At 42.3% G+C, this 7,968-nt stretch carries 5 protein-coding genes; all 5 read right to left on the reverse strand.

The features are described from left to right. Positions 1-780 (reverse strand): DUF2231 domain-containing protein (locus tag H7254_RS18085; RefSeq protein WP_301934302.1); only part of this gene is annotated, 780 nt, incomplete at its 3' end. Beyond that, entirely contained in the window at positions 781-1,887 is a 1,107-nt protein-coding gene (locus tag H7254_RS18090; RefSeq protein ID WP_301934303.1) for a 6-bladed beta-propeller, read from the reverse strand. It lies immediately after the preceding gene. Between the two features lie 250 nt (positions 1,888-2,137). After that, the gene (locus H7254_RS18095) at positions 2,138-3,664 is read right to left on the reverse strand and encodes a DUF1501 domain-containing protein (RefSeq protein WP_301934304.1); all 1,527 of its coding nucleotides are present in this window, start codon (positions 3,662-3,664) and stop codon (positions 2,138-2,140) included. 3 nt (positions 3,665-3,667) lie between these two features. After that, positions 3,668-6,844, reverse strand: coding sequence for a DUF1553 domain-containing protein (locus tag H7254_RS18100; RefSeq protein ID WP_301934305.1), 3,177 nt, complete (start codon positions 6,842-6,844; stop codon positions 3,668-3,670). A 315-nt stretch (positions 6,845-7,159) separates the two neighbouring features. Next, positions 7,160-7,330: a transposase gene (locus H7254_RS21555; protein ID WP_367875456.1), complete on the reverse strand. Its 171-nt coding sequence runs from the start codon at positions 7,328-7,330 to the stop codon at positions 7,160-7,162. Between the last annotated feature and the right edge of the window lie 638 nt (positions 7,331-7,968).

Consider the following 7,968-nt stretch of genomic DNA (forward strand, 5'->3'; position numbering starts at 1 on the left):
ACCCGCAGTTGCATTCCCTTTTTCTATCCACCATTTTATGATGGCTACTTCTTGTTTTGTAAAGGGTGTCTTTCCATCAGCCGGCATAAATTTTTCGTTGGAATGATCCATGGTTACCCGCTGGTACAATTCACTTTCCTGTAAGTTTCCTCCCACTACTGCAGCCCTGCTTTTACCTCCTTTCAATAAAGCAGTTAGTGATTGTACCGACAATTGCCCTTTCAATTTACCGGCAGCATGACATTGTCCACAACGTTGTATCAGCATGGGTTGTACCACATCTTCAAACAACATAGCTTCTTCAACAATGGCAGGCTTTTTTCTTTCTCCTCCTTGCAATACATTCATTGATAAATAATCACTGCCGTGTGTAAGGTTGCCTCCCTGGTGGCCGGTGTAGGTCATCAAAAAAAGCAAGCCCACAAAAACTACCGACAGTATTTTTTCAGGAACAACTAACCTGCTGCTTAGTTTTTTTGTGGTGAATAAAAATAATAAACCCGAGAGGATGGCAACTGCAATTCCTGTAAGTTTATGCCGGTTTAATTGCCCATATTCATAATCTCCCGACAGGGATAATAAATACCCCAGTAAACAGGCCGCTGTTGCAGCAATAAAACCAAACAATAAAGTAATGGGCACAGCGGTTTTAAGATACCTGAATTTTGGCGCATACGACAATAATTCAAACACTACTGCCAGCAATAAAAAACCAATCGGCAGGTGTACTACCATCGGGTGAAGCCTTCCCATAAAAGTGGTTATATCCAGTAGTATCATTTAAACCCGGGTTAATTTTACAGGAGTAGTATGGTTGGCATTCCACTGGCAGATGTAGAGGTTTTTATCTTCATCCACACATACATCATGGCAATGCTGAAACACTTTTTCAGGTGCCTGTAACGTGGGTTGCAACACATTGTTTTTATACACCGGTGCATTACCGCCGGGGTTAGACACTACCTGATTTTTGCCATCCAGTATGGTTACAAAACCACTATCCCCATCGTGATTTCCGGCAGCATCTTTCGACCAGCAAACGCCGGAATAAATATTTTCTCCATCTGGCACAGCACGGCAAACATACATGCCCGGTGTATCAACCCGTTGTATAAATTTACCGTCCATTGAAAATATCTTAAAACAATTTTCTTCTCTGGATGTGACGATTAGAGCAGGTTTATTTTTATCTCTGATATCAATTGCCACGCCATGTGCATTCAATAAATTATGCTCGGGGTTGGCATTATGATGGCCTCCAAAATGCCGGATGTACCTGCCCTTGCTATCGTATTGAATGATGTAATCTGAACCATAGCCATCAGCCAGATAAATATCACCATTGGGTGCAACGGCTGTTTCCGTGGGCATGTAGGGTTCATCATCTTTATAAATACCAATGGTACGTGGGTGACCAATAGAAAAAATCACCCGGCCATTCAAATCTGTTTTTACCACCTGGCCTGCCTGGGCTTTCCAGTTGCCGGTTCTATCCTGGTACCAGCCACAATCCACAATCAGTAAAAAATCTTCGCCACCTTCTTTTGAAATGGTGAGGCCATGCCCACCCGGAAATCCTGTACCCCAGGCATCCAATAACTTACCTGATTTGTCAAACACTAAAATATTATTGTGCGTATCATCCCCCAGCATAATCAACCGGCCTTTGCTATCCTGCACCATTTCGTGGCAGTTAAAAACCGGGTTGGTATTGGGGCTTATTTTTGCCCATCCCTTATCTACTTTATATTTATATCCACCATGGCCAATCAACGGTTCTTCTGGCAGAAGTTCTTTGTGCAATATCGAAAATGCGGTGCTGGTTTTGGCTACCGTAATGGCTGAAGCCATGGTTGAATTCCTGATAAAATTTCTTCTGGAAAGCATAGTTTTTTTTTAGTGTGTGTTATATTTTTTGTTAGGTTATGTAATTGTGAACCTATAGCTAAAAGATCAAAATATTCATTGTTCACAATTTAATATTGGTTAACTTTTTTATTCTCATTTATTAAACTGCAACCAGTATACTTTTTCTGCCTTTTTATTCGTGGCCTTACTTTTTTTATTTTTTATACCAAGATAAAAAAGAAAATAGAAACCAGGAACTTATTTGAAGCCGCCAAATAACCACTAAAAATTAACTCAAAATATCCCTCACTACTTTTCCCTCCACATCCGTCAACCTAAACCGCCGACCCTGAAATTTATAAGTAAATCTTTCATGATCAATACCCATGATGTTTAAAAGTGTAGCCTGAAAATCGTGTACATGCACCGGGTCTTTGATGATGTTGTAACTAAAGTCATCTGTTTCACCATAACTAATGCCATGCTTTACACCAGCCCCGGCCATCCACATAGTAAAGCAACGGGGGTGATGATCCCGGCCATAATTATCTGCCGCTAACTTTCCCTGCGAATAAACAGTACGGCCAAATTCACCGCCCCATACCACCAGCGTATCTTCCAGCAGGCCTCTTCTTTTTAAATCTTTGATGAGTGCCGCGGTGGCCTGGTCAGTGTCTTTGCATTGTTTGGCCATACCCGCTGGCAAGCCACCATGGTGATCCCAGCCCTGGTGATAGAGTTGTACAAACTTTACATCTTTTTCCAATAATTTTCTCGCCAATATACAGTTGGCAGCAAAAGTGCCGGGGTCCTTACTATCCGGACCATACAGGTCAAACACTTCCTGCGGCTCATCACTAATATCCATTACCTTGGGCACCGAAGTCTGCATACGGTAAGCCATTTCGTATTGCTTAATGCGGGCCTCCACTTCGGGATCGGCATTCACTTCATTTTGAAATTTATTTAGTTTGGTAAGATATTCCAGCATTTCTTTTCTATCTGTACCATCGTACCCTTCCGGATTATCGAGAAATAATACCGGATCTTTTCCGGCTCTGAACTGCACGCCCTGGTATTCGGAAGCCAGGAATCCATTACCCCACAACCTTGCATACAAGGGCTGATCTTTTACAGCATTTTTAGATACCAGTACAATAAACGAAGGCAGGTTTTCATTGTCTGACCCAAGGCCATAACTTATCCATGAACCGATGGAAGGCCGCCCCGGCAACTGGTTACCCGTTTGAAAAAAAGTAATGGCGGGGTCATGATTGATGGCTTCTGAATGAACGGTTTTGATGATGCACAAATCATCCACCACTTCAGCAGTATGCGGCAACAATTCGCTCACCCAAGTTTGCGAAGCCCCATGCTGGTTAAATTTATAAATGGAAGGCACAATAGGTAAAATACTTTGGTTGGCGCTCATACCCGTTAAGCGCTGACCCTGCCGCACAGAATCCGGCAACGGCTTACCAAACATATCAACCAATTTTGGTTTGTAATCAAAAGTCTCCAGTTGCGACGGGCCACCAGCCATAAAAAGATACACAACCCTTTTGGCCCTTGGAGCAAAATGCGGAATAGCTCGTAAAATTTCTGCCTCCAGGTTTTCGTCGGCTGTGCCTGTATTAGCCGTTGCTGTAACCTTACTTGTTTTTCCAAACAAACCATTGCCAAGCAAAGAACCCAGTGCCACCGCACCAATACCCATAGAGGTTTTGATAAGAAAATTACGCCGGTCCCAGTTGCGTTTCAATTGCTCCAGTTCAGGCAAGTGTGGTTTAAACGGGTCATGATGATGTTCACTCATAGCTTATCTTTTTGTTATTGTCGCATCTGAATTTAATATTACACTTGCCACTACAGCATTGGCTGCCACCGTGGCCGCATCTGTATCCTTATCTACCAAGTATTGCCCTGCCGCTAACCAGCCTTTTGCTTTACGTATATCTTTTTTAAATTTTTCCAGTTCGGTTGATTGCAGTTTTTGCAGCAAGGATAATTCCTTTTCATCCGGCACTACGCCGGTTAATTTTCGGTAGATATTTTTGATGCCTTCGGCAACGGTTGGCTCTTTGGAGAGTTGTTCGCCCAACACTTTACAAGCCTCTACAAAAGTGGGATCATTTAACAGTACCAATGCCTGCAAGGGCGTGTTTGTTTGCTGCCTCCGCATAATGCAATAACTCCTTGAGCTTCCATCGAAAGTTGATAAGGTTGGGTTGGGTACCGAGCGTTTTACAATTACATACAAACTGCGCCGGTACACAGCAGTACCAGAATCGGCCTGGTAACTGGTATTGTTAATTTCCCACAAACCCGGCGGCTGGTATGGCTTTACGCTTTTACCCCCTATAATGGGGTTCAACAGACCGCTGGCCACCAAGGCATTGTCCCGCATCATTTCTGCATTTAACCTCACTGCCGGACCATGCGATAATAAACGGTTGGCAGGATCTTTGGCTTTTTGCTCCGCAGTTGCTACAGACGACTGCTGGTACGTGGCAGATAGTACAATGAGCTTATTTATTTTTTTTACGTCCCAGCCAGATTCCATAAAATTTACGGCCAGCCAATCGAGCAGTTCCGGGTGGCTCGGCAACTCGCCCTGGTTACCAAAATCTTCGCTTGTTTTTACCAACCCTGTACCAAAAAAGTTTTGCCAGTATCGGTTAACGGCTACCCTTGCCGTGAGTGGATGTTTGGCATCCGTCATCCACAAAGCCAGGCCATAACGGTTGCGGGGTAAATTGGGTGCAAAGGGTAAAATAGCAGCCGGTGTATTGGGCGAAACTTCTTCGCCCGGCGCATCATAATTGCCTCTTAATAATATATGTGTTTTGCGGGGCTGCGGCATTTCCTGCATCACCATCAGCTCCGGAATATTTTCGGTAGCGTCTGCCAGCCGGTTGCGCAACTGCTGTAACTTCTTTTCTTGGGCAAGTATGCCTGGGTTTACAGCAGATAAATAATAGTCTTTTAAAATGGTTGTTTCTGCAAGCGATAACTGTTGCGGCAGTTTACCTGCAACTGATGCCCAATTTGCCTGACCGGCTAATACTTTTATTTCAAAACCAGTAAGTGCCCGGTTATACACCGTTATATCATCTACCTTACCGCCTTTAAAACCAAGGCCTCTGTCCCACCCGCCAATTTGCAGCCCCGGCTGATTGTCACCATTGATTAAAATATCTTTCGCCAGTTGATCCATGGTGGTTTCCATGGGGGCTTCATTTCCATCCAGGTATAATTTTACGCCTGCGGCTTTTGAACTGCCATCATAGGTTACTGTAACAGCTATCCATTTTTCTCTTGGCAAAACTGCTTTGGTAACTTTAGAAATGGCGTTGGATGGCGCCGCATGGGAGAGGTTCATTTCCAGCCGGTCGTTTTTAAAATACAGGTGATAGCCGCGGTAATTGTACAAACGCTCTGCAATGCATTTATGAAAAATAACGCCCTCCTTAAAATTTTGCGGAACAAAAATATCAAGGTGAACGGTGAAAGGATCTGCCTTGCGAAATACTCCTACCGGTTTAACATCCAGCCATTCATCACCGCCCAACGCAAGTGCCTTACCGTTGTCTTTGCGTTCAAAGACCGGCGGTTCACCTTTTTCTGCGCCAAGCCCTCTTTTCATGCCACCGGCAGGTTTGCCAGATACACTGTTTTTAAGAGAGCCATCATCAAACACATAGCGCCCCTGTAAGCCTGCCTGTGGTATTTTTTGTTGTTGCAGGGCTGCATAATTTTTTGATAGTAACCACTTATCAAAATCAGGAGATGTATTGGCAGCAGTCGCTGTAATTATTTGTTGTTGTATTGCAATGGTATCATTGATAAAACGCAGCAGATTTTCCTTTTCTTTATTGGGCAACAAAATAGTTGGGGAAGGCATAGTGCCATCAAAAGAAATTTGCCCTGCTTCTTTTACGTTGTTAAAAAAACTAAACAGTTCATAATAATTTTTTTGGGAGATAGGATCAAACTTATGATCGTGGCAACGGGCACAGCCTGCCGTAAGCCCCATCATACCAATGCTGGTAGTATTTACCCTGTCCACTACATACTCCGCTTTAAATTCATCTTCTATAATACCGCCTTCCAGGTTTTGGGGGTGCATGCGGTTAAAGGCTGTGGCAATCAGCATTTCTTTGGTAGGATGTGGCATTAAATCACCTGCCAGTTGCCACTGAAGAAATGTATTATAAGGCAGGTTTTTATTAAACGCACCAATCACCCAATCCCGGTAAGGTGATGCATCCCTCACCGCATCCACGGTATAGCCATGCGAATCTGCAAAGCGGGCAAGGTCCAGCCAGTCTACCGCCATTTTTTCGCCATAGTGTGGCGATTGCAATAAGCGGTCAACCTGTTTTTCGTAGGCATTGGCAGCAGCATCTTTTAAAAATATATCCAGTTCTTCTGTAGTAGGTGGCAACCCGGTTAGATCAAGCGAAAGCCTTCTTAACAGCAATGCTTTATCCACTTGCTGCGATGGTTTCATTTTTTCCTGATCAAGCCGTTGGGCAATAAAATTATCAATGGGGTTGATGGCCCATCCTTTACCCGATGCTGCTGGAACTACCGGTTTTTCCGGCGCTACAAAAGCCCAATGTGGTTTGTATTGAGCTCCCTGTTCAATCCACTTTATCAGAATGGCTTTTTCGTTAGCCGATAAACTCAGGTGCGATTTTAACGAAGGCATTTTGTATTCCGGATCATCCGACACAATGCGGTGAAACAATTCACTGCCCTGCAAACTCCCGGGGTCAATGGCTACTTTACCCGGACTTTCGGGAAGGGCGGCGTAAGCAAAAGAAGCAATGTCGAGCCGCAGGCCAGCTTTTTGTTTGGCCTTATCCGGCCCATGACAACTAAAGCATTTATCCGATAACACTGGTTTTACAAGGCGGTTATAATCTATTTTATCGGGCAGTTCTTTGTAAGCTGCCGCCACGTCTTTTGGCAAATCAGGCGAGCAGGACATCAATAGACAACCTGTTAGCAACAGCAATAAAAGTGATTTATTAAAACAATGCATTCGTACAATAATTAACCTGTAAATTTCAGTCAGGCTAAGTTAGGCAGTTAAATTTAAAAATGGATGGATGGGGGATTATAGCAATGGAGGAAGGAGGAAAATATTGGTCCCGGCAAAGAAGCCATTTGGTACATTGTTGCATCGCCAACTATTGTAACAATGTAACATCCAGACCAAAAATGATTTCGCAATAAGGCTTTTGCTTGAACTCCGGATAAGTTTTAGATAGTTTTATTGCCAGCTTTCCCTTGAGGGTTTCCATCAACTCCGACATCGAAACTTTGGGACAGCAGAACATACTAAATCCACATGATCTATTGGAACATTCATCTCAAAAATTTCAATTGCATTCCATTCACAGAACATCCTGATATCATTTTCCACTAAGATTTTCACTTTCCAAAATAACATGCTGAAACGATACTTTGGGATTTAGTTTAAATGATAGCCGCATTTATACACAACGTGTGACAGTTTCTTATAGTTGGTACTTCCAATAAAATAAAGTTATGAGATAGCCATCAAAATAATACCACCGCCCATGGCGGTAATATTTTAACGGTAAATAAAACGATGAATTAAAAATGAGAAAAAAACATGTTTAAAAAGTGAAATTTTCCTAACTAAATACGATATCTTTAAATTATAAAAAGTTTCAAATTTTAAAAATACTTTTTAAAAAACTTTTTCAGTTGACAGGAAATATCCAACAAACTGCTCATAATGACCGCTGCAAACGATAGTTTTAATATATAAAAATCTGTACAAAATAATGTTCAAGATAACTTGATTTTATAATGTACCACCCAAATGAAAATCAACAATGCCTTATTTTATACGATTTACGTTTTGTAAGGGTAGTTACTTTTTGTAAAAAGCAGCAAGGTCAGTCATATCTAAAATTCAATAAAGTATCTAAAAGAAAGATTAAATGCTACTGATAAAGACTAAGGGAATCTTTTTAATTATTTTATTTTCTGCGTTGAGTACGCTATGGCTTATAGAAGACTCCTGCGTTTCCTCTGGGGCTGGAAAATCCAAAAATAATATACTTTTTAAAGCAACATTAT

Source organism: Ferruginibacter sp. (assembly GCF_014377975.1).
Lineage (GTDB): Bacteria > Bacteroidota > Bacteroidia > Chitinophagales > Chitinophagaceae > Ferruginibacter.